The sequence below is a fragment of the Azorhizobium sp. AG788 genome (assembly GCF_943371865.1).
Classification (GTDB): domain Bacteria; phylum Pseudomonadota; class Alphaproteobacteria; order Rhizobiales; family Xanthobacteraceae; genus Azorhizobium.
Genome location: NZ_CALRWL010000006.1, coordinates 66,942 through 86,911 on the forward strand (window position 1 = coordinate 66,942; position 19,970 = coordinate 86,911).

The window sequence follows — 19,970 nt, forward strand, 5'->3', positions numbered from 1 at the left end:
CCGAGGAGACATCATGTCCTTTTATGTGCTCGCCTATGTGGCCACGGCCCTCGTGTTCTTCGGCATCGATGCGGTGTGGCTCACGGTCATGGGCACCGCCTTCTACCGTCCCATGATGGGCGACATGGTGCTGGACAAGTTCCGCGCCGCCCCGGCCATCGCTTTCTATCTGATCTATGTGGCCGGCATCGTGGTGTTCGCCATCGCCCCCGCGCTCGCCTCGGGCAAATGGACCACCGCCCTGGTGTTCGGCGCCTTCTTCGGCTTCTGCGCCTATGCCACCTATGATTTGACCAATCAGGCCACCCTGAAGGCTTGGCCGCTGGCGCTGACCCTGGTGGATCTCGCTTGGGGCACCGTGCTGACCGCCGCCGCCGCGAGCCTGGGCTATGTCATCGCCCGCGCCATTCATGGCGCCTGGCTGTCCTGACGGGCGGGACCGGGAAAGAACGCATTGACCCGGGCCTGATAGGCCCGGAACGCCTCCCCCCGCGAGCGCAGCATATGCTCTTCCAGCGGCGGGATTCCGGAGATGTGCACCAGCAGCGCATACATGAAGGCCGGCCCGGTCAGGGCGAGCCAACCCCAGGGATAAGTGCCGACGCCATTGAGCGCGATCACCGCATAGGCCAGCCAGCCCAGCCACTGGAAGAAGTAGTTGGGATGGCGCGACACGCCCCAAAGGCCCACGTCGCACACCTTGCCCCGATTGCCGGGGTCGGCGCGAAATCGGGTCAATTGCCGGTCCGCCACGCCTTCGCCGAGCACGGCGACCAGCAGCACGCCCACGCCCACCGCGTCCAGCACGCCGAGGCCGGGGGCCGGGTTGCGGGCCGCCACCAGGATGGACACCACCAGCAGAAAGGCGCTGGCCGCCTGGATTTGCAGAAACAGGAACAATTGGGTCCGCGCATCCTCGCCCCATTTGTCCCGCAGGTTCGCATAGCGCGGATCATCGCCGCCGCCTTGGGTGCGCACGGCGATGTGGATGCCGAGCCGCAGTGCCCACAGCGCCACCAGCCCCGCCACCATGATTTGCCGGGCGCTGATCCCCGATGATCCGGCCACCGGCACCAGGGCGGCGGCCACGCCCACCACGCCCACGGTGAGGGACCAGATGCTGTCCACCCAGCCCGATTGGCCGGTGGATTCCGCGATGGCCCAGGCGGCGGTCATGAGCAGCGCGCAGGCGAGCGCCAGAGCCAGGATCAAGATTGGATAACTCATGCGTGCGCCTGCTGGGAGTGAAGCGGGGCAAGCCACGCCGGGGAATGACGGGTCACGGCGGTGATGAACTGGGCCACGTCTCGGGTCACCGGCGCCAGGGGCCGCAACAGCGGCGAGATCGCGCCGAGAAGGGTGGCGTGTCCGACGCGATCATAGGTCTGGACCTCCGCATGCCCCCCGGCGGCGTGGATGCGGGCGGCCAGGCGCACTGCATTTCCGGGGTCCACCACCGTGTCCACCCGCCCGGTGGCCAGCCAGGCCGGCGGCGCGGTGCCATCCACGAACCGGATCGGCTGGCTCTCGGGCCACCGGCTTTCCGGCCCGAAGATGGATTTCAGCACCGCGGTGCGCAGGGGCAGAAAATCATAGGGACCGGCAAGCCCCACCATGCCGCGCAAATCCCGTCCGGGAACCAGCCCGTAGGCGCCCAACCATTGCCGGTCAAAGCTCAGCATGGCCGCCAGATGCGCCCCGGCGGAATGGCCCATGAGCACCATCCGGTCCGGGTCGCCGCCAAAGGTGCCGATCTGGCCGCGCACCCATTGCACGGCGCGGGCGCCATCCTCCAGGAAGGTGGGAAAGCGGACCTCCGGATGGACGCGGTAATCGGGGATGACCGTAACGAAGCCCTGCGCCGCCAACGCCGCGCCGACGAAGCGATACAGCGCGCGATCGCCTTCCACCCAGCCGCCGCCATAGAAGAACACCACCACCGGGGCCGGCGGACGGCCCCGCATGTGCGGGCGGTAGATGTCGAGGCTTTGGCGCGGCCCCGGACCATAGGGCACGCTCCGGGTTTCGCAGTGCCGGCCCATACCGCCGAGCGCGTTGAGAAGCCCCAGGGGAGACAGCACGCGCCCCACTCCTCGTCTCCTGTGCGCGGCCACGGCGGGATGCCGGATCAGAGCCGGACGAAGGGCTGCAACAGGTGCCCGATCATCCCGTGCAGGCGCATCTGTCCCTCCATGGCGATGATGCAGACGCATTCGCCATCGGGGTCGACGATGGGCTGATGGTCCACCTCGCTGTCCGCCTCGGAGAAATCGCCGGGCCCATAGCGGCTGCGCCCATCGGAGAACGAGCCTGACAGAACCAAGGTGAACTCGCGGCCGGTGTGGCCATGCTCGGGAATCTTGGTGTTGGGGGCGATGCGCAGCAGCCGCGCGGTGGCCTTGGGTTGATCGGGCACGATCACCCGGCAGCTCCACACCCCCGGCCCCTGCCACCACCAGCGGCCGAAGTCATAGGCCCGCAGGCTCGCCGGCAGATCGACACCGCCGGGCTGGCGGCGCGGAGTCCGGCGGGGCCGCGGCAGCGGCGCCGGCTGGTCGAGACGGGTCTCCACACGGGCTAGGGCCTGGGGCGAGAGATCCGTGGGCGGCAAGTCATCCAGCAGCGCCCCGCCGGCCACCCGAAAGGCCGCAAGCCGGGCGCGACAGGGGGCGCAGGTCGCCAGATGGCTCTCCGTCACCACCGCCGGCCCCGCCTCCAGCGTGCCGGCGGCATAGCAGAGCAAGGTCTCGTCGCTGGGATGATGCCCGATCACGCCGCCTCTCCCATCCAGACCCGCGACGGGGTTGCGCCCGATCCCGGCTTTGCCTCGAAACGCACACGCGCTGCGGTATCCTGTTGCATCTGTCTTTTCGCGCCTCATCGCCCCCGGACACGCGCCGCGTCCCGACCGGAGCGGGGGCGGTGCAGAGCGGGAAGGATCTGTTCCTGAGGCGTTCTACGGCCCCTGCAACGACTTGGATCAAAGCTGAATGGGGTGATCCACCGTACGTCACCTGCCGTAAGACTCTCTCGACGACGCGTTTGGTATCTCACGCTTTTTAGAGGTTTTCGCATGTTCGCGCGGCCCGGCTCTGCCTCTTTCGATACGCCCTTGCGCATCGCCGTGATCGGCAGCGGGATCGCGGGCCTGTCCGCCGCCTGGCTGCTGTCGCAGCGCCATGAGGTGAGCGTGTTCGAGGCCGATGATCGCGTGGGCGGCCACAGCCATACGGTGGATGCGGGCGATACCCCGGTGGACACCGGCTTCATCGTCTATAACGAGGCCACCTATCCCAATCTGACCGCGCTGTTCGAGCATCTGGACGTGCCCACCAAGGCCTCCGACATGTCGCTGGGGGTATCGCTGGACAATGGACGGCTGGAATATTCCGGCGACAATCTCGCCAGCCTGTTCGCCCAGCCGCGCAATCTGCTGCGGCCGCGCTTCTGGTCCATGCTGCGCGATCTGTTGCGCTTCTATCGCGAAGCCCCCGCGCATGCGCCGCACCTGGGCGCGCTGTCGCTGGAAGACTATCTGCGCCGCAACGGCTATGGCTCAGCCTTTCGCGACGACCATCTCTATCCCATGGCGGCGGCGATCTGGTCCACGCCCGCGGCCGAGATCGGCGCCTATCCCGCCGCCTCCTTCATCCGCTTCTGCGTCAACCACGGCCTGTTGCAGGTAAAGGACCGCCCGGCGTGGCGCACGGTGGATGGCGCCAGCCGCGCCTATGTGCAGCGCCTCACCCGCCCGTTCGCCGACCGCATCGCGCTCAAGCGCGGCGTGCGGGCGCTGCGGCGGCTCGGCGCCGGAGTGGAGGTGATCGACACCGACGGCGTCAGCGCCCATTTCGACCATGTGGTGATCGGCGCCCATGCGGATCAGGCTCTGGCCATGCTCACCGATCCCAGCCCGGCGGAGCGCAGCGTGCTGGGTGCCTTCGGCTATAGCCGCAACGAGGCGGTGCTGCATAGCGACACCCGCCTGATGCCCAAGCGGCGGCGGGTGTGGTCCAGCTGGAACTACACGTCGGTGCGAGAGGGCGGAACCAACCATCTCTCGGTGACGTACTGGATGAACAAGCTGCAAGGCATTCCCGAGCATACCCCGCTGTTCGTCACCCTCAATCCCGTGCGCGCGCCAGATCCGGCCAAGGTGATCCGCACCGACAGCTATCTGCATCCCATGTTCAACAGCGCAGCGCTGGCGGCGCAGCGGCAGCTGTGGTCGTTGCAGGGGGTGCGCAACACCTGGTTCTGCGGCGCCTATTTCGGCGCCGGCTTCCATGAGGACGGCCTCCAGGCCGGGCTGGCGGTGGCCGAGGCCCTGGGCGGCGTGCGCCGGCCCTGGACCGTGCCGGACGAATCCGGCCGCATCGTCCTCGGGCCTCGCCCCGGCATGGCGCAGCCGTTGGACCTGGCCTCGTGAGCGCGCGCGCCTCCGCCCTTTATCCGGGCCTTGTGACCCATCACCGGGTCAAGCCGCGGGTACATCGGCTGAGCTATTCCGTGTTCTCGCTGCTGCTGGACCTGGACGAGATCGACGGTTTGTCGCGTACGCTGAAGCTGTTCTCCCGCAACCGCTTCAACGCCTTCAGCTTCCGCGATACCGACTATGGCGACGGCAGCGGCGCGCCGCTGAAGGCGCAGGTGGAAGCCCATCTGCGCGCCGCGGGCTTGGCCACGGACGGCGGCCCGATCCGGCTCATGACCATGCCGCGGATCCTGGGCTATGCGTTCAATCCGCTGAACGTGTTCTTCTGCTATCGCGCCGACGGCACCTTGCAGGCGATCCTCTATGAGGTGAACAACACCTTCGGCGAGCGCCACAGCTATCTCATTCCGGTGGAAGACCCCACCGTCTCGCCCATCCGCCAGGAAACCCGCAAGCGATTCTTCGTCTCGCCCTTCCTGGACATGGGCCTGACCTATGCCTTCAAGGTCATCCCTCCGGCGGAACGCATGGGCGTGCACATCGCCGCCCGCGACAGCGAGGGGCCGGTGATCACCGCCACCCTCACCGGCTCCCGCACCGACCTCACCGATCGCGCGCTGGCGAAAGCATTTGTTACTTTTCCACTGCTTACACTCAAGGTCATTGTCGGCATTCATTGGGAGGCAATACAAATATTCCTGAAGGGGATTCGGCTGCAGGATCGTCCTCCGCCGCCGGACCTGCCGGTGACCGTTTCCCGCCCTGACGCATAAGGATTTTCGCCGTATGTCCATCCACAGCGACAGTCGCAGCGAAGCGGCCACCGCCGCGCCGCGACCCGACGCCCGTGGCCTCGGCCCATTCGTGCTGAAGCGTTTGCTTTCCTGCCTCGACGCCGGCGCGCTCACCGTGGTGATGCCGTCCGGAACCCGCTTCGAGCATCGCGCCGCCAAGCCCGGCCCGCAGGCCACCCTGGTGCTGCACGACTGGCGCGCCTTCCGCCGCTTTGCCGCCCGCGGCGAGGTGGGCTTTGCGGAAGCCTATATGGCCGGGGAATGGACCACGCCGGACCTCACCGCGCTCATCGAATTGGCCGCCACCAATGTGGCGAAGCTGGAGGATGCCTTGGCCGGCGTGCTGCCGGTGCGCATTTTCCGTCGCCTGAAACACCTGCTGCGGTCCAACACCAAGGTGGGCAGCCGCCGCAACATCGCCTTCCATTACGATTTGGGCAACGATTTCTATCGCCCTTGGCTCGACCCCAGCATGACCTATTCCAGCGCGCTCTATCAAAGCCCCAACGCCACGCTGGAGGCGGCGCAGGAGGCCAAGCTGCACCGCATCGTCGATCTGCTGGACCTGGGGTCCGGCGACAAGCGGGTGCTGGAGATCGGCTGCGGCTGGGGGGCGCTGGCGGCGCGCATCGCCCGCACGGGCGCCCATGTCACCGGCCTGACCTTGTCCACGGAGCAACTGGGCCGCGCCAATGCTTTGATGGTGGAACAGGGCGTCCACGAACAGGTGGACCTGCGGCTCCAGGATTATCGCGACGTGACCGGCACGTTCGACCGCATCGTCTCCATCGAGATGCTGGAGGCGGTGGGCGAGCAATATTGGCCGATCTATTTCCAGACCCTGAAGGATCGCCTCGCCCCCGGCGGCATCGCCGTGCTCCAGGTGATCACCATCGATGAGCCGCGGTTCGAGGGCTATCGCCGCAGCCCCGACTTCATCCAGCATTATGTCTTTCCCGGCGGCATGCTGCCCACCAAGACCATCATGACCGAGCAGGCGGAGCGGGCCGGCCTTGAGCTGGTCTCGCGCGATTGCTTCGGCGCCAGCTATGCGCTGACCCTGGCGGAATGGCACCGCCGCTTCCAGGCCGCCTGGCCGCAGGTGGAAGCGCTGGGCTTCAACAGCAACTTCCGCCGCTTGTGGGAATATTACCTCTCCTATTGCGAGGCCGGTTTCCGCACCGGGGTCATCGACGTGGGGCTCTATGTCCTGAAGGCCTGACGCAAAACGGGCGCGCCCCGCGGGACGCGCCCTTTTTCATGCCAGGCGGGGTGGCGGTCCTCAGCGCACCCGCGTCCAGGTGGCGGTCTGGCAGATCATGCCTGCCACCACGCACCCTTTGGTGGACATGGTGTCGGTTTCCACCTGCATGTTCATGGCATAGGTCAGCGCGCGCTTGCGATCGAACGCCTCGCCGCTCATGTGGGTGTCCGACTTCGGCTTCACCTTCATGACCAACACATCGCCCACATCCTCGCCCTTGCTGGTGTCCTTGACCCAGATATTGGTGGCGCAGAAATCCGACCCGCACGGCTCCACGCGCACGCGGGCATTGCCGTCGCCCCGGTTCCACACGCCGGTGGGGTCAGGTCCGGCAATGGCACCGGAGATGGACAGGATCGAACCGGCGACCAGCACACCGGCCACAACAACAGATTTCATCATGATCGCCCTCGCTCGGCAGGGCGCGGATCCCAAGAGATACGGATCCCAAAGAGATACGGATCCCAAAGAGATCATGTCGCGCCGCAGGGTCCACAGGAGCGCCTCTCTACGGCAGAGCCTGAGGCGGCCTGACTTTCGTGTGTCGGAATGACAGACTTGAAAGTACAACCTTGTTACGCCCGCGGCGTTCCATTGGATCATCTGGCGAAACCCAGCCGTTTGCCGCGAATTGCTTCACGCCCCACGGCACGACGCTTCACCTGTGCGTGAGGGCGCTACTCCAGGAACGTAAACCCCATGGTGCGGGCGTGATAATGCAGCCCGCCATCCTGCACGATCAGGAACAGCGCCCGGCTGTCGCCCCCATTGTGATGGGAATGCGGGGCGCCGGGCGGGGTCACCAAAGTGGCGAAGGGCGACCACGGGCAGCGCACCCCATCCACCATGGAATAGCTATTCTCGCCATGCAGCACCAAGGTGATGGCGGCCGAATTGTGCCGGTGCGCCTTCTGGTGGCTGTGGGGCGGCAAGGTGTTCAGCGACAAGGTAAGGGTCGGCAGGATGTTGCGCGCCGCCTGCTGCCGGTCGGACGAAAAGATCAGCGCAATGCCCGACTGGCCCTCGGCGGGCGCGTGGTCATAGATGATGTCGATCTGCCGGGCGATCTCGGCGGCGGGATAGTGCACCGCTTCCACGGGGCGGCGGCCCTCGCCGGGCGGCAAGTCGCCATCAAACGCCAGTTGCGGCTCGTTGGAGACGGTCCACAGCACCGTCTGTGCGGCGCCGGCGGTCAGGGTTGCCGGGGCATCGGTGAGCAGGAACACATCCCCCGCCGCGAACGAGAGGGTATCAGCCCCCTGCACCGCCGTGCCGCCGCCGGAAATCACGTACCAGATCGACCCGGTGGCGATCATATCCACCGCCAGGGTCTCCCCCGGCGCGATCACCCCATAGCGGGCCAGCATCAAGGGCGTGGTGGCCGGAAACGGGCAGCCCATGGGCACCGATTGGTCGCAGGCGAAAAAGCCGGTGGGGGCGCCGGCCGCCAGGGCTGCCGCCGGTTCGTCCACGAACACCCGGCCCGGGACCGGCGGCAATTTGATGTTGAAGGCATTGCCGGAATTGAAATAGCGCGCCCGCGCTTCCGCCGGTGTGGCCGGGGCCAGCGCTTCCTGGGCGGGCAGATCCGCCATATCGGGCTTGGCGGCGGGCATGCGGGGCGCGGGCGCGGTCATGGCGGCTCCGATCAGGATTGGAGGACGAGTGGCGTGACAGGGGACTCTTGCAGCAGGTCCAGCGCGGGCGTGGCCAACACCTCGGCCAGCACATCGCTCAGCACCTGCGCACCGGCCGCCACATGGGCCGGTTCCGCCCATTCGCTTTCCGCGTGGCTGATGCCGTCGCGGCAGGGAATGAAGATCATGGCGCTGGGCGCCAGCTTGGCCAGATGGCGCGCATCATGGCCCGCCGCCGACAAAATGGGCATGGCGGGAAAGCCGTGCCGGGCGGCTGAGGCGGTAATGCGATCCTGCAGCGCCGGGCTGAAGCCGTTGGACGGGGCATCCACCAACAGATCCGCAGTCACCGTGCAGGGCGCCGCCTGGGCCGCGCACACGGCGCGGACGCGATCCGCCAGCAGATCCAGTGCCGCATTCTCCGGATGGCGCAGATCGATACTGAAAGTCACCCGGCCCGGAATGACCGAAGGCGCATTGGGCTCCACCTTCACCCGGCCGATGGTGACTTTCACCACCTCATCATAGCCGCCCACCTGGGCATTCAGTTCCACGCCCATGCGGGCGAAGGCGGCCACCGCATCCTGGCGCTCGGCCATGGCCAGCGTGCCCGCATGGCCTTCCGCCCCCTGGACGGTGATCTGGAACGTCTTCTTGCCCTGGATGCCGGTGACCACGCCGATCACCTTGTCCTGCGCCTCCAGCAGCGGGCCCTGCTCGATATGCAGTTCCACATAGGCCGCCAGCGGAAAGCCCAAGGGGCGGCGCGGCAGATGGGCAAAGGCCGCGTGCAGACGGCCCAGATCTTCGCCCACGCTGATGCCGGCCAGATCGGTGCGGCTGCGGATCGCCTCCAGGGTGCGCTCGCCGGCGAAGGCCTCCGAACCCATCATCCCCGGCGCGAACCGGCTGCCTTCCTCATTGAGCCAGGCCACCACCACCAGATCGCGGGCGCGCGGCCGATCACTGGCCGCCAGGGTGACGGCCGCCTCCAAAGCGGTGAGCACGCCGGCCGCACCGTCGAACTTGCCGCCGGTGGGCTGGGTATCCAGATGGCTGCCCGCCAGCACCGGCGGCAGGGTGCGATCGGCGCCCGGCAAGGCGAGGAACAGATTGCCCACCGCATCGGTGGACGGCTCCAGGCCCGCTTGCGCCGCCCAGCCGATGACCCGGTGCCAGGACTCGATCTCGCCCAAGGTGAGCGCCTGGCGATCCACGCCGCCATGGGGCAGCGCGCCGATCTGCGCCAGGTCCATGAGCCGCGCCCACAGCCGGTCGCCGTCGATGAGAGGCAGGCTCATGCTCAAGTGGTCCGCATGATCTGGCCGGGAATGGCGCGGGGATCGCGCGGCAGCCAGCGGCCGGCTTCCACCTGGGCGATGAACTCCGCTACCTGGGCATTGAAGGCGGCGGGTTCTTCCAGATTGAGGGTGTGGCCGGTCTTGGGGAACACGCAGAGGCCCGAGGCCGGGATGGTCTTCTTGAGGAAGATGCCCGGCTGGAGGCAATGGTCATCCTCATCACCCACCATGATCAGGGTGGGCACCGTCATGGCTTTCAGGCCCTCTTCCAGATCCCAGAACGAGTGCCGGCGGGCCTGCACGCCGCGCATGGTCATGGCCGCGCCGATGTCCGAATGGGTGGCGAGGCGATCGGCGAACTCCTGCCAGCCGCGCGGATCCTTGTTCTGGAACTGCACCCGGCTGGCGCCCAGCGCATAGATCTTGGCGAATTCCTTGGCGCCCTGGCGCTCGAAATTATCCGCCACCTCGCGGGAGACGCCCTTGAAATACTCTTCGAATTCCTTCTCGCAGCCATAGCCGGCCCCGGCGATGGTCAGCGAGAGCGCGCGCTCCGGCGTGCGCAGGCCGAAGTGCACGGTGGCGAAGCCGCCCATGGACAGGCCGACGATATGGGCCTTGGCGATGCCCAAGCCATCCAGCACCGCCACCGCATCATCCGCAGCCAGAGCCTGGGAATAGGACTCCATGTCGGCGGGGATGTCGGAAGGGGCATAGCCGCGCGCGGCATAAGTGATGACCCGGTGGCGGCGGGCGAAGAACCGCATCTGCGGCTCCCAGCTCTGATGATTGCCGCCGAATTCATGCACGAACAGGATGGGCGTGCCCTCTCCTGCCTCTTCCACGTGCAGTTGGATGCCGTCCTTGGTGGTCACGAACATGGGGGCCTCGGATTTCGTGTATACAAACGGATCAGAATTGTGCACCGACATCGTTCAGGGTGCGGGCCTCGGCCACCAGGGCCGGCAGGCGCTCGCAGAAGGTGTCGATCCAGGTCTCCGGCACCGAGGTGCTGACCTTGACGAACCGATCCCCGAACCGCTCGGTGTGGTAAGTGCCTTGGCGGATCATCATATTTTCCCGCCGGGCGGCTTCAACCAAAGCTTCCGGGCGGATGCCGGCGCCGATGGTCTCCAGCACCAGGAAATTGCCGTGCGAGGGATAGATCGGCAGCGCCAAGCCATTGATTTCACTGACCACTTGATGGATCTTGGCCTTGTTGGCGCGGTCGATGCGGCGCACCTCCCCCATCCACTCGCCCTTCACCGCCAGCCCCGCCTGCGCCGCCCTTTGGGCAATGACGCTGGCGCCCAGCACGCTGGTGGCGGCCTCGGCACAGCGATCCAGAATCTCCGGACAGGCGACCAGAGCGCCGATGCGCAGGCCGGCCAGACCCAGCCATTTTGAGAAGGACAGGGAGACCACCGAGCCTTCCGGCGAGGCGTGCAGCGCGGGATAATGTCCATCCGCGAAATCGCGGTATGTACAATCGTGTACCAACACTGCGCCGACGTCGCGGGCGATGGCGGCGAAGGCCTCGATCTCGTCCTGCGTATAGCGGATGCCGAGCGGATTGTTGGGGTCCACCAGATAGATAACCGACGTGCGCTCATCCACGGCGGCTTTCAGCGCCGCAGGGGTGAGACGGTAATGGCACGCGGCGTCGTAAATGGGGATTTCAATGACCAACGCACCCGCCTGACGGGCAAACAGGCACGGCCACTTCCACGTCGGGTCGGTGGTGACGAAGGTGGTGCCCGGCTTGCAATAAGCCCGGCACACCATGGCCAAAGCCGACACCCCGCCCTCGGTCACCAGCGCCTCCGCGCCGGGGGTTCCCAGGTCTTCGACGATCCCGGCCCTGAGCGCCTCGAACCCCAGCGGAGGCGCATAGGCGTTGAATTCCCCGCCCTCGATGGCCCCGATCATCGCCGCCTTGACGGCGGGGTGGGAGGGGATGTGATTGGTGTTCTGCCCCAGCCACATCAGGCCGGGCGTGGTGGAAAGCGCATCGAAATAGCGATTGCGCTGGCGTGCGCTGGACATGGTATTCCCCAAGACAAACGCCCGACCGCATGGGAGGGCCGGATCAAGGACAACGACGCCCCGCCGCCCGTGGCGGCCGAGGCGCGGGCTGGACGTCAGGCTCAGATCACCGAGCCGCGGGCAGAGATGCCGCCGTCGATGGTCACATTGGTGCCGGTGATATAGGCCGCCCGGGGGGACGCCAAAAACGCCACCAGATCAGCCACTTCCTCGGAGGTGGCGGGGCGCTTGCCGGGATATTTGTCGAACAATTCCTCCCAGCGGCTCTCGTCGCCGAGCATGTCGATGGCCTTGCGCTTCATGATCTTCAGCATGCGATCGGTGGCCACGGGACCGGGATTGACCCCCACCACCCGCACGCCGTCATTGAGGCTCGCACCGCCCAGCGCCTTCGTAAACGACATCAGCGCCGCATTTCCGGTGGAACCGGCAATATAGCTGGCATCCCAATTCTCGCCGGAATTGCCGATGACATTGACGATGACGCCATCGCGGCCCTTCATCATCTTGTAGAAGGCGCGCGACAGCGTGATATAGCCGAACACCTTCAGATCGAAACCTTGCCGCCAGGCGGCATCATCCACCACCTCCAGCGAGCCGGCGGGGATGTCGCCGGCATTATTGACCAAAATATCAACCGGCCCAACGGCTTGCACCAATTGTTCCATGGCGCTGGTGCTGGACAGATCCAGGGCATGGACCGTCACCCGCACCCCATAAGCCGCCTCCAGCTCCCCCTTCGCCACCTCCATCGCCGCACCATTGCGCGCCGCCAAATGCAGATGGCACCCCTCCGCCGCAAACACCTGCGCCACGGCCAGCCCAATGCCCTTGGAAGCCCCTGTAATCAGGGCGGTTTTGTTCGTCAGGTCCAACTTCAAGGCAGCTCTCCTGGCCTAGATCCGATATACAAATCTCTGCAATATGCATACCAAGATGGCGATAGAGGTCAGCCAAAGGCCGCGAGGAAGTCCACAAGGTTGTCGCCGAGCAGGTTGACATGGTCGCGCATGGCCCGATGCGCCCGCTCCGCATCATGGTCCTGCACCGCCGCAATCACCTCCGCATGCTCGCGCAACGTGTCGGCGATGCGGGTCGGCATCCGCGTCACCCGGCGCCGATAGGCGGCCACCTGATTGCGCAATTTGCGGGTCTGATCGGCCAGGAAGGCATTGGCCGATGCCTCATAGACGGCCTCATGGAACTCCTGGTTCACATCATAGAACAGGTCCACATCGCGCAGGGTCGCAACCTGTTCCAACTTCTGGTGAATCGCCTGCAGCTTCTCCAGTTGTTCCGGGCTGGCGCGGCGCGCGGCAAGCCGCGCACAGAGGCCTTCCAACTCGGCCATCACCTGGAACATCTCGATGAGCGCATGGGCGCCAATGGATCGAACCACCGCCCCCTGCCGCCCCCGCAACTCCACGAGATTGCTGGCCGCCAGGAGCCGAAACGCCTCGCGCACGGGCGTACGGGAGACACCATAGCGCGCGGCGATTTCCTGCTCGTCCAGCCGACTGCCCGGCTCCAGCCGCCCGGCGGCAATGGCCGCCTCCAGCTCACGCCGAAGCCGCTCGGCCAAGGTGATCCCCACGGCACGTGCAGGCATTTCCTGCTCATTCACCGGGCACGCTGCCTCTCCTTGTGCACGAAAATTGTCCATACGCGCACCTTTTATCAATCTCAGTATACATTGCGCCGCTGATCCAACTCAGCCAACGGCTTTCGTTCCAGATCTTTGCAAATCGCGGGCCGCCCGTCAGATCCAGCACTCTGGGCGCAGCAAGCCTGCATATCTCCGCGATCCCGGGCACGGCAAGGACGCTTGGCACGCGCATTGCTTTTCAAATCCCAGACTTGCCGGTTTGGCGCATGCCGAAATCGCCACTCATTATACATGCTGGGAAGGACCCGCGTTTGACCATAGGAACCAGCGGCACGGCGCGCCCGATGGGGCAGCCGGACGCAGCCTCAGGATCACCAACGCCCGCAACCTCCAACGTCGCCGCGCTCTTGGAGATGCGTGGCCTGTCCAAGCGGTTCGGCACCGTCACCGCGGTCGAGAGCTTCGACGCGACGATTGCGCCCGGCGAGTTCGTCACGGTGGTGGGGCCGAGCGGCTGCGGCAAGAGTACGCTGTTCAATATCGTGGCCGGGCTGGAGGAGCCCGATGCCGGCAGCGTCCTGCGCTTCGAGGGCCGCAGCGTCCATGCGCATGAATTGCTGGGCAAAGTCTCGTTCATGCCGCAGCGCGACCTGCTGCTGCCCTGGCGCACGGTAGTGGACAACGCCATTCTTGCCTTGGAGATCGAGGGCACGCCGCGCAAGGACGCCCGCGCCCAGGCCCGCGCCATGCTGCCGGAATTCGGCCTCGCCGGCTTCGGCGATCAATATCCGCACCAACTGTCGGGGGGCATGCGCCAGCGGGTGGCGCTGATGCGCACCTTCCTGTTCAAGCGTGAATTGATGCTGCTGGATGAGCCGTTCGGCGCGCTGGATGCCCTCACCCGCTCCATGATGCAGCGCTGGCTGCTGGATGTATGGCGCAAGCATAAGCGCACCATCCTGTTCATCACCCATGACGTGGACGAAGCGCTGTTCCTGGGCGACCGGGTCATCGTCATGTCCGCCCGCCCCGGCCGGGTGAAGCTGGAACTGACGGTGGACCTGCCGCGCCCCCGTGCGGCGGAGTTGGTGACCTCTCCCGAGTTCATCGGCCTCAAGCGCATCGTGCTGGAGGCCATTGAGGAAGAGGCCATGAAGTCCTTCCTCGCGTCCGGGGCCGCGGCCCCGCAAACCGATGCCATGCCCGAGGTGCAGCCGTGAGCGCTCAGACGATCTCCACAGCCCTCCCCGCCGACATGGATGCCTCCGAATGGGAGACACGGGTCAAGCTGGCCGCCTGCTATCGCATGGTGGCAAAGCTCGGCATGGACGATTTGATCTACAATCACATCTCCGCCCGCGTGCCCGGCCATGAGGACCAATTCCTCATCAATCCCTATGGATTGCTGTTCAACGAGATCACGGCCTCGTCGCTGGTGAAGATCGACACCGAGGGTCGCAAACTCCAGGAGACGCCCTACGAGGTGAATCTGGCGGCGTTCGTGATCCATGCGGCCATCCACAAGACCAGCCATGACGCCGCCTGCGTGCTCCACACCCATTCGGACGCCAGCGTCGCAGTCTCCGGCCAGCAAGATGGCCTGCTGCCGCTCAGCCAGTTCGCCATGCGCTTTTATCAGCGCCAGGCGTTCCATGATTATGAGGGGGTCGCCATCGACCTGGACGAGCAGGAACGGCTGGTGCGCGATCTCGGCCCCCACAAGGTGATGCTGATGCGCAACCACGGCATTCTCACCGTGGGCCGCACGCCGGGTGAGGCCTTCATGCTGCTGTATTATTTCGAGCGGGCGGCGAAGATCCAGCTGGCCATGCAGGCGGCCTGCGCGTCCGGCGTCAAGCTGGTGATCCCACCCCATGAGGTCAATGAGCGCGCCGCCCGCCAGTTCTGGGAGCAGCACGGCGACATCCTGATCGCCGGCGAGCGGGAATGGCCCGCCTTGATGCGCCAGCTTGACCGCGAAGACCCCTCCTATCGCCAATAAGAAACCGCCTTCCCTTCCGGAGATTGAACTCATGACCAACAGACGTAACGTGCTTGCCGCCCTTGCCGCTGGCGTGGCGCTGCTCGGTGGCGCAATGACCGCGGCGCCCGCCGCCGATCTCACCAAGGCGACCCTGCGCCTGAAGTGGCTGCCGCAGACCCAGTTCGCGGGCTTCTATGTCGCCGTGGCGAAGGGCTACTACAAGGACGAAGGCATCGACCTCACCATCAATCCGGGCGGCCCGAACCTGCTGGCGGAAAACCTGGTGGCCACCGGCGCCGACACTTTCGGCCTGTCCGGCGGCCTCGACAGCGTGTTCGCCGCCCGTGACAAGAATTTGCCCATCGTCTGCATCGGCATCTCGCACCAGATGACGCCGTTCGTGTTCGTGGCCCGTGCGGACGGCCCGATCAAGACCATCCAGGACTTCAAGGGCAAGACCGTCACCACCTGGTTCACCGGCGCCAACCATGTACTGAATGCCATCCTGACCAAGAACGGCATCGACCCCGCGCTTGTGACCATCCAGCCGCAGCAGGTCAGCGTCACGCCGTTTGTGGATGGCCAAGTGGATGTGATCACTGCCACGCGGTATAATGAGTATTACACCATCAAGACGCGCATGGGCGAAGAGAAGCTGCGGACCTTCGTGGCGGAAGACAGCGGCATCACCTTCCCGCGTGACACGCTGATCGTTTCCGAGACCACCGCCAAGGAGAAGCCGGACCTGGTGAAGGCGTTCATGCGCGCCTCGATCAAGGGCTGGAAGGACGCCTTCAACGATCCCAAGGGCGCCGTGGACACGGTGATGGCCATCGCCCCGACCCTGGATCGGGCCCACCAGGAATTCCAGCTGGCCGAGGCCAAGAAGCTGATGGTGGCCGGCAAGGTGGCGGAGAAGGGCCTGTTCTGGATCGACATGGATGCCGTGAAGGTGACCCAGGAGCTGTTCCTGAACGCCAAGGTGATCTCCAAGCCGGTGGATCTGGCCGCCACCTTCAACACCTCGTTCCTGGAAGCCATTCCGCTGGCGGATCGCAAGCCGTGAGCGCAGCGCCCCTCGTCCACCCGGCCTCAGGGCCGGGTGTCCCCTCCTCCTGGGCGGAATTCGCCGCGGGCCGCCTGGTGCGGTTCGCGCGCGGGCTCGCCGTCCTGGTGGCGGTGTTCGCCGCCTGGGAGGCGCTCGTCATCCTGTTCGCCATCCGGCCCTATTATGTGCCCCGCCCCACCGCCATTTTCGCCGCTTTACTGCAGACGCCGGCGCCTTATATCCAGGGCTTCCTGCGGACGCTGAGCGAAACCCTGATCGGCTTCATCAGCGGCGCCCTGTTCGGGGTCGGCATGGGCCTGCTGTTCTTCCGGGCGCGGGCGCTGCGGGAACTGGTGTTCCCCATCTTCATCGTGTCGCAGACCATTCCGGTGATCGCGTTTGGCGCCTTGGTGGTGCTGTGGTTTGGCAACACGCTGCTGGCGAAAGCCGCCATCGCCTTCTACCTCACCTTTTTTCCGGTGACCGTGAACACGTTGCTGGGCCTGGAGAGCGTCGACCCGCGCCAGGAGGCGCTGCTGCGCTCGTTCGGCGCCTCGCCGGGGCAATTGATGCGGCGGCTGCAATTCCCCACCGCTCTGCCGCAGATCTTTGTGGCGCTGCGGCTTGCCTCCTCGCTGGCCCTGGTGGGCGCCATCGTGGGCGAATGGTTCGGCGACACCGTCGGCCTCGGCGTGCTCCTGCTTCAGGGCATGTATACGGAGAATGTGGTGAGCATCTGGGCCACCCTCCTGGTCTCGGCTCTGCTGGGTACCGGCTTCTACTCCGCTGTGGCGTTTGCCGAGCGCGTCCTGGTGTTCTGGGGAGCCGAGCAATGAGCGCCGCCCCCGATATCATTGCCGCCGTGCCGCGCGCCAGCGGGCGCACGCTTCAACGCGGCGTGCTGGGCATGGTGCTGTTCGTTCTGGCGTGGGAAGGCGTGGCGCGGGGCTTCCAGCTGCCCGCTTATACGCTGCCCGCGGTGAGTGACATCCTCGCCAGCATCTATGCCAAGCGCGCCATCCTGTTCACCGCCGCCGGCTTCACCCTCACAGAGGCGGTGGTGGGCTATGTGATCGGCGCGCTGATCGGCGTCGGACTGGCGGTCATCATCACCTTGGTGCCATTGACCCGTGGCGTGCTGCTGCCGGCGGCCACCGCCATCAATTCGGTGCCGGTGGTGGCCTATTCGCCGCTGATCCTGCTGTGGTTCGGCATCGGCATGCCGTCGAAATTCGTCATGGTGGCGCTGGCGGTGAGCTTCACCGTGTTCCTCTCCACCCTGGCCGGCTTTGACCGGGTGGATCGCCGCTCCGTCGATCTGCTGCGCTCGTTCGGCGCCGGGCGGCTTGCCATCCTGTGGCGATTGCGCCTGCCCACCGCTTTGCCGCTGATGGCGGCGGGCCTTCGGGTCTCCACCGTGCGCTCCATCATCGTCGCCATCGTCACCGAAATGCTGGGCGCCTATGGGGGCCTGGGCTGGGTGATCTATCAGGCGGTGCTGCAGATCGACTTCGTGCAGGTGTGGGGCGCCATCTTCGTGGCCTCCGCCGCCAGCCTCGCTTTCTTCGGCCTGATCGGCTTTGCCGAGCGGCGCATCATCTTCTGGAAATAGAGCCATGACACGGCAGATGCATCTCGGCCTGTTCCTGTTGGGAACCGGAAGCCATATCGCCGGCTGGCGCACCCCCGGCGCCTTCGACAGCTTCCAGGACATCGATGCGGTCTGCGAGATCGCCCGCATCGCCGAACGGGGCAAGTTCGACCTCATCTTCATGGGCGACAACCTTAATGCCGATCCCGCCGCCCACCCCTCCTATACGGTGCGGTTGGAGCCGCTGACCCTGTTGGCGGCGGTGGCCACCGTCACCTCGCGCATCGGCCTCGGCGCCACCGTCTCCACCACCTATTCGGACCCGTTCACGGTGGCCCGCGCCTTCGCCTCGCTGGACCATATCAGCCACGGTCGCGCCGCCTGGAATGCGGTGACCACCGCCGCCCCCGCCGCCGCCGCGAACTTCGGCACGGTGCATCCCGACCATGCCCGGCGCTATGAAATCGCCGGCGAGTTCCTTGAGGTGGTGAAGGGCCTGTGGGATTGCTGGGCGGACGATGCCATCGTCGCCGACCGCACCACCGGGGTCTATATCGACCCCACCAAGGTCAAGCCGCTGGACCATGACGGGCCCTTCTTCAAGGTGAAGGGGCCGCTCAACATCGGCCGGGCGCCGCAGGGCCACCCCATCATCTCCCAGGCAGGCGGCTCGGAGCCGGGCCAGCAATTGGCGGCGCGCACGGCGGATCTCGTGTTCGCGGTGGTCCAGGATATCGACGAAGCCCGCGTCGGCTATGAGGCGTTGAAAGCCCGCCTGCCGGCCCTGGGGAGGAGGCCGGAAGACGTGTGCGTGATGCCGGGCGTGATGCCGGTGGTGGGCCGCACCGATCGCGAGGCGCGGGACAAGCTGAATGCGCTCATGGGTTTCGTCAATGCCACCAATGCCCTGGGCATGCTCTCGGAGCGCTTCGGCGTGGACATGAGCGGCTATGATCTCGACGGCCCCATCCCGGATATGCCCAAGGCGGACACCTACCACTCGTTCACCGGCGTGATGCTGGCCAAGGCCAAGCGCGAGCAGATGACCCTGCGCGATCTGTACAATCTGGTGGCCGCGGCGCGCGGGCACTGGGTGCTGTGCGGGTCCGCCGAGAGCATCGCCGACACGCTCCAGGACTGGTTCGAGACTGGCGCCGCCGATGGCTTCAACATCATGCCGCCCTACTTCCCGGCAGGGCTCGAAGACTTCGTGGATCTGGTGGTTCCTATCCTCCAGGCGCGCGGTCTGTTCCGCGCGGACTACACCGGAACCACGCTGCGGGATCATCTGGGGCTGGAGCGGCCAGCCAATAAGGCGTTTTCGCCGGACGTCTGAGCCGGCGATCCGCCGGAGCGTCGACCGCGCCTCATCCAGGATGCGATCGGAGCGCCATCACGGCATCCCCGATCGCAATGACGCCCCTGCCGCCTCAGCCGATGGTCTTCGGACCGACCAGCGCGAACATGGCGCCCTGCGGATCCATGGCCTGAATGATCCAGGTGCCACCGGGGACCGCCATGGGACCGTTCAGCACCTGCCCGCCCCCACTGAGAACCCGCTGCACCGCCGCGTCGATGTCATCCACATTGGTATAGTAGAGCCAGAACGGCACCGGCACGTCCGCCGGCTTGGTGAACATGCCGCCAATGTCTTTTCCGTCTATCGTGAAGAGCTGGTAGACGCCCATGGGGCCCATATCCACCGCAGTGCCCTTCTCCCAGCCGAACAGGCCATTGTAGAAGGGAAACACCCCTTCCCAATCTGCCGCCATCAGTTCGTGCCAGCCGGTCTGCCCCACGGCCATCTGGTCCGGTTGCGGGCCGGCCATGGTCTCGATCCATTTCATCACACCGAACGTGGCGCCTTGGGGATCGGCCACCACCGCATAGCGCCCGACATCGGGAATATCGTCCGCCGGCGCATGGACGCTGCCTCCAAGGCGCAAGACCTCGGCGACGGTGGCATCCACATCGTCTACCCCCACATAGCCGAGCCAATGCGGCGCCACGCTCTTGGCGACCAGATGCTCCGGCAGGGTCATCAGCCCCGCCACCGGCGTGCTGCCGGCCGAGGCCAGGATGTAGGTCATCCCCTGCGCACCGGAATCCCGCATCGTCCATTGCGCCACAGCGCCGTAGAAGGTTTGCGCGCCGGCGAGGTCCGACGTCATCAATTCGTACCAGGTGAACAATCCGTGCCGATGGGCCATGTTTGCGATCCTCCCTCAACCAGTGAAGCGTGGCGAGCATGGCACCCGTGCGAC

The 19,970-nt window shown here is 66.1% G+C and carries 21 protein-coding genes; 10 read left to right on the top strand and 11 right to left on the bottom strand.

All coding sequences use genetic code 11. The features are described 5' to 3' along the window. The first annotated feature begins 13 nt into the window (after positions 1-13). Complete coding sequence (locus AAG816_RS05840) at positions 14-430, top strand: DUF2177 family protein (protein WP_341988609.1); 417 nt, start codon at positions 14-16, stop codon at positions 428-430. Here the strand turns inward: AAG816_RS05840 and AAG816_RS05845 are convergent. The 3 genes from AAG816_RS05845 to AAG816_RS05855 are packed head-to-tail and all read right to left on the bottom strand — an operon-like array spanning position 409 to position 2,773. Then, on the bottom strand, positions 409-1,227 hold the full coding sequence (locus AAG816_RS05845) for a DUF1295 domain-containing protein (RefSeq protein WP_341988610.1): 819 nt from the start codon (positions 1,225-1,227) through the stop codon (positions 409-411). The two genes, AAG816_RS05840 and AAG816_RS05845, sit on opposite strands and share 22 nt — an antisense overlap. Further along, entirely contained in the window at positions 1,224-2,081 is an 858-nt protein-coding gene (locus AAG816_RS05850; protein WP_341988611.1) for an alpha/beta hydrolase, read from the bottom strand. The genes AAG816_RS05845 and AAG816_RS05850 overlap by 4 nt, the downstream gene beginning before the upstream one ends. A 47-nt stretch (positions 2,082-2,128) precedes the next feature. After that, positions 2,129-2,773: a ChrR family anti-sigma-E factor gene (locus AAG816_RS05855; RefSeq protein WP_341988612.1), complete on the bottom strand. Its 645-nt coding sequence runs from the start codon at positions 2,771-2,773 to the stop codon at positions 2,129-2,131. 300 nt (positions 2,774-3,073) lie between these two features. Between AAG816_RS05855 and AAG816_RS05860 the strand changes: the two genes are divergently transcribed. The 3 genes from AAG816_RS05860 to AAG816_RS05870 are packed head-to-tail and all read left to right on the top strand — an operon-like array spanning position 3,074 to position 6,451. Continuing rightward, a complete protein-coding gene (locus AAG816_RS05860; protein ID WP_341988613.1) occupies positions 3,074-4,429 on the top strand; it encodes an NAD(P)/FAD-dependent oxidoreductase in 1,356 nt (451 codons plus the stop codon). Continuing rightward, positions 4,426-5,208, top strand: a complete 783-nt coding sequence (locus tag AAG816_RS05865) for a DUF1365 domain-containing protein (protein ID WP_341988614.1) — start codon at positions 4,426-4,428, stop codon at positions 5,206-5,208. Before AAG816_RS05860 ends, AAG816_RS05865 begins: the two co-directional genes overlap by 4 nt. Before the next feature lie 13 nt (positions 5,209-5,221). Continuing rightward, on the top strand, positions 5,222-6,451 hold the full coding sequence (locus AAG816_RS05870; protein WP_341988615.1) for a cyclopropane-fatty-acyl-phospholipid synthase family protein: 1,230 nt from the start codon (positions 5,222-5,224) through the stop codon (positions 6,449-6,451). A 60-nt stretch (positions 6,452-6,511) separates the two neighbouring features. Here the strand turns inward: AAG816_RS05870 and AAG816_RS05875 are convergent, their stop codons facing one another. The 7 genes from AAG816_RS05875 to AAG816_RS05905 all read right to left on the bottom strand — a co-directional run bounded on the left by AAG816_RS05875 (position 6,512) and on the right by AAG816_RS05905 (position 13,086). Then, a complete protein-coding gene (locus tag AAG816_RS05875) occupies positions 6,512-6,892 on the bottom strand; it encodes a DUF2147 domain-containing protein (RefSeq protein WP_341988616.1) in 381 nt (126 codons plus the stop codon). Between the two features lie 278 nt (positions 6,893-7,170). Then, the gene (locus AAG816_RS05880) at positions 7,171-8,130 is read right to left on the bottom strand and encodes a cupin domain-containing protein (protein WP_341988617.1); all 960 of its coding nucleotides are present in this window, start codon (positions 8,128-8,130) and stop codon (positions 7,171-7,173) included. 11 nt (positions 8,131-8,141) lie between these two features. Continuing rightward, positions 8,142-9,431 (bottom strand): Zn-dependent hydrolase, encoded by a 1,290-nt coding sequence (locus tag AAG816_RS05885; RefSeq protein WP_341988618.1) that lies wholly within the window; start codon positions 9,429-9,431, stop codon positions 8,142-8,144. A gap of 2 nt (positions 9,432-9,433) precedes the next feature. After that, complete coding sequence (locus AAG816_RS05890; RefSeq protein WP_341988619.1) at positions 9,434-10,312, bottom strand: alpha/beta hydrolase; 879 nt, start codon at positions 10,310-10,312, stop codon at positions 9,434-9,436. Between the two features lie 31 nt (positions 10,313-10,343). Continuing rightward, positions 10,344-11,477 (bottom strand): pyridoxal phosphate-dependent aminotransferase, encoded by a 1,134-nt coding sequence (locus AAG816_RS05895; RefSeq protein WP_341988620.1) that lies wholly within the window; start codon positions 11,475-11,477, stop codon positions 10,344-10,346. A gap of 101 nt (positions 11,478-11,578) precedes the next feature. Beyond that, on the bottom strand, positions 11,579-12,358 hold the full coding sequence (locus tag AAG816_RS05900) for an SDR family oxidoreductase (protein WP_341988621.1): 780 nt from the start codon (positions 12,356-12,358) through the stop codon (positions 11,579-11,581). 68 nt (positions 12,359-12,426) lie between these two features. After that, the gene (locus AAG816_RS05905) at positions 12,427-13,086 is read right to left on the bottom strand and encodes a GntR family transcriptional regulator (RefSeq protein ID WP_341988622.1); all 660 of its coding nucleotides are present in this window, start codon (positions 13,084-13,086) and stop codon (positions 12,427-12,429) included. Positions 13,087-13,394: 308 nt separating this feature from the next. Here AAG816_RS05905 and AAG816_RS05910 point away from each other — a divergent pair, with 308 nt between their 5' ends. From AAG816_RS05910 to AAG816_RS05935, 6 genes are read left to right on the top strand one after another with little or no spacing between them, the layout of a single operon-like run. Continuing rightward, positions 13,395-14,303, top strand: coding sequence for an ABC transporter ATP-binding protein (locus tag AAG816_RS05910; protein WP_341988623.1), 909 nt, complete (start codon positions 13,395-13,397; stop codon positions 14,301-14,303). After that, positions 14,300-15,085 (top strand): class II aldolase/adducin family protein, encoded by a 786-nt coding sequence (locus tag AAG816_RS05915; protein WP_341988624.1) that lies wholly within the window; start codon positions 14,300-14,302, stop codon positions 15,083-15,085. The genes AAG816_RS05910 and AAG816_RS05915 overlap by 4 nt, the downstream gene beginning before the upstream one ends. Before the next feature lie 31 nt (positions 15,086-15,116). Next, the gene (locus AAG816_RS05920; protein WP_341988625.1) at positions 15,117-16,133 is read left to right on the top strand and encodes an ABC transporter substrate-binding protein; all 1,017 of its coding nucleotides are present in this window, start codon (positions 15,117-15,119) and stop codon (positions 16,131-16,133) included. Next, positions 16,130-16,951: an ABC transporter permease gene (locus AAG816_RS05925; RefSeq protein WP_341988626.1), complete on the top strand. Its 822-nt coding sequence runs from the start codon at positions 16,130-16,132 to the stop codon at positions 16,949-16,951. The genes AAG816_RS05920 and AAG816_RS05925 overlap by 4 nt, the downstream gene beginning before the upstream one ends. Then, entirely contained in the window at positions 16,948-17,727 is a 780-nt protein-coding gene (locus AAG816_RS05930; protein WP_341988627.1) for an ABC transporter permease, read from the top strand. Before AAG816_RS05925 ends, AAG816_RS05930 begins: the two co-directional genes overlap by 4 nt. 4 nt (positions 17,728-17,731) lie before the next feature. Further along, positions 17,732-19,042, top strand: coding sequence for an LLM class flavin-dependent oxidoreductase (locus AAG816_RS05935; RefSeq protein ID WP_341988628.1), 1,311 nt, complete (start codon positions 17,732-17,734; stop codon positions 19,040-19,042). A 94-nt stretch (positions 19,043-19,136) separates the two neighbouring features. On the opposite strand, the gene AAG816_RS05940 is transcribed toward AAG816_RS05935, so the two are convergent. Then, the gene (locus AAG816_RS05940) at positions 19,137-19,916 is read right to left on the bottom strand and encodes a VOC family protein (protein WP_341988629.1); all 780 of its coding nucleotides are present in this window, start codon (positions 19,914-19,916) and stop codon (positions 19,137-19,139) included. Between the last annotated feature and the right edge of the window lie 54 nt (positions 19,917-19,970).

Bases quoted from the DNA above. Each gene is read 5' to 3' on its own strand.
- AAG816_RS05930 (WP_341988627.1), top strand. From the start codon at position 16,948: ATGAGCGCCGCCCCCGATATCATTGCCGCCGTGCCGCGCGCCAGCGGG.
- AAG816_RS05845 (WP_341988610.1), bottom strand. From the start codon at position 1,227: ATGAGTTATCCAATCTTGATCCTGGCTCTGGCGCTCGCCTGCGCGCTG.
- AAG816_RS05935 (WP_341988628.1), top strand. From the start codon at position 17,732: ATGACACGGCAGATGCATCTCGGCCTGTTCCTGTTGGGAACCGGAAGC.
- AAG816_RS05890 (WP_341988619.1), bottom strand. From the start codon at position 10,312: ATGTTCGTGACCACCAAGGACGGCATCCAACTGCACGTGGAAGAGGCA.
- AAG816_RS05940 (WP_341988629.1), bottom strand. From the start codon at position 19,916: ATGGCCCATCGGCACGGATTGTTCACCTGGTACGAATTGATGACGTCG.
- AAG816_RS05895 (WP_341988620.1), bottom strand. From the start codon at position 11,477: ATGTCCAGCGCACGCCAGCGCAATCGCTATTTCGATGCGCTTTCCACC.
- AAG816_RS05920 (WP_341988625.1), top strand. From the start codon at position 15,117: ATGACCAACAGACGTAACGTGCTTGCCGCCCTTGCCGCTGGCGTGGCG.
- AAG816_RS05860 (WP_341988613.1), top strand. From the start codon at position 3,074: ATGTTCGCGCGGCCCGGCTCTGCCTCTTTCGATACGCCCTTGCGCATC.
- AAG816_RS05870 (WP_341988615.1), top strand. From the start codon at position 5,222: ATGTCCATCCACAGCGACAGTCGCAGCGAAGCGGCCACCGCCGCGCCG.
- AAG816_RS05840 (WP_341988609.1), top strand. From the start codon at position 14: ATGTCCTTTTATGTGCTCGCCTATGTGGCCACGGCCCTCGTGTTCTTC.
- AAG816_RS05885 (WP_341988618.1), bottom strand. From the start codon at position 9,431: ATGAGCCTGCCTCTCATCGACGGCGACCGGCTGTGGGCGCGGCTCATG.
- AAG816_RS05905 (WP_341988622.1), bottom strand. From the start codon at position 13,086: ATGCCTGCACGTGCCGTGGGGATCACCTTGGCCGAGCGGCTTCGGCGT.
- AAG816_RS05880 (WP_341988617.1), bottom strand. From the start codon at position 8,130: ATGACCGCGCCCGCGCCCCGCATGCCCGCCGCCAAGCCCGATATGGCG.
- AAG816_RS05875 (WP_341988616.1), bottom strand. From the start codon at position 6,892: ATGAAATCTGTTGTTGTGGCCGGTGTGCTGGTCGCCGGTTCGATCCTG.